Genomic DNA, 1,098 nt, shown 5'->3' with positions numbered 1-1,098 from the left:
TGAGGCGACCCCGGTGGTGTGGACACTCTGGCAATGGATCTTGCAGATCCGGGGAAGGGTGTCCTGGTGGGACGGAAGTCTCCGTATCCGGCGGAGTTCAGGAACGATGCCGTCGCGCTGTATCGCGCGGCGGGTGGGAAGCGCACGTATGCGGCGGTGGCGGCGGATGTTGGGGTGACCGGCGAGACGCTGCGCAGTTGGGTGCGCCAGGCCGATGAACAGGCGGGCCGCAGCAACCGCGACGAGCCGGTCGCCGAGGGCAGGGATGAGGAACTGGCCCAGCTGTGGGCGGAGAACGGCCGGCTACGCAGGGCGGAGAAGGAGTGGGAACTCGAGCGGGAGATCCTGCGCCGGGCGGCCCAGTATTTCGCGAAGGAGATGAGGGCATGACCCTCCGGTGGGGCTTCATCTCCGACAACCGGGCCGACTTCGGCGTGCAGCGGATATGCCGGGTGCTTCAGGTCTCGCGCTCGGGCTACTACCGGTGGATCGCCGGCGCGAAGGCCCGCGAGGTGCGGCGGGCCGCCGACGATGTCCTGGCCGCGGAAATCCGCGAGATCCACACCGACCACAAGAAAACGTACGGAGTGCGGCGTGTCCATGCTGAGCTGCGGGGCTTCGGACACGCGGTGAACCGCAAGCGCGTCGAGCGGCTCATGCGCAGGCACGGCCTGGAGGGCCTCCATCTGCGGTGCCGTAAACGCACCACGGTCCCGGACCGCCTCGCACCTCCTGCCCCAGATCTCGTCCAACGTGACTTCTCCGCCAGGCAGCTGGACGAGAAGTGGTGCGGTGACATCACGTATGTGCAGGTCGGCGGGTCGTGGCTGTATCTCGCCTGCGTCCTGGACGTCTGCTCACGCCGGGTGCTCGGCTACTCGATGGCCACCCATATGCGTGCCGAGCTGGTCATCGACGCCCTCAAGATGGCGGTGGCGGCACGCGGCGGCCACGTGGACGGCGTGATCTTTCATGCGGACAGGGGCTCGCAGTACACCGCTGCCGCGCGCACAGGTCTGCGACGGTTTCGGGATCCGCAGGAGCATGGGCCGGGTTGGCTCGAGTTACGACAACGCCCTCGCCGAGTCGTTCTGGCAG

Annotated in this window: 1 pseudogene; it reads left to right on the top strand. The window is 67.9% G+C overall.

The features are described from left to right. Positions 1 to 66: 66 nt before the first annotated feature. Positions 67 to 1,098 (top strand): annotated as a pseudogene (locus LCE31_RS39800) (IS3 family transposase); the annotation flags it as partial.

This window comes from Streptomyces sp. 8L (assembly GCF_020176795.1).
Taxonomy (GTDB): Bacteria; Actinomycetota; Actinomycetes; order Streptomycetales; family Streptomycetaceae; genus Streptomyces.
Note: the sequence above shows the minus strand (reverse complement) of the source record. Positions and strands in the feature narration are given on the sequence as shown.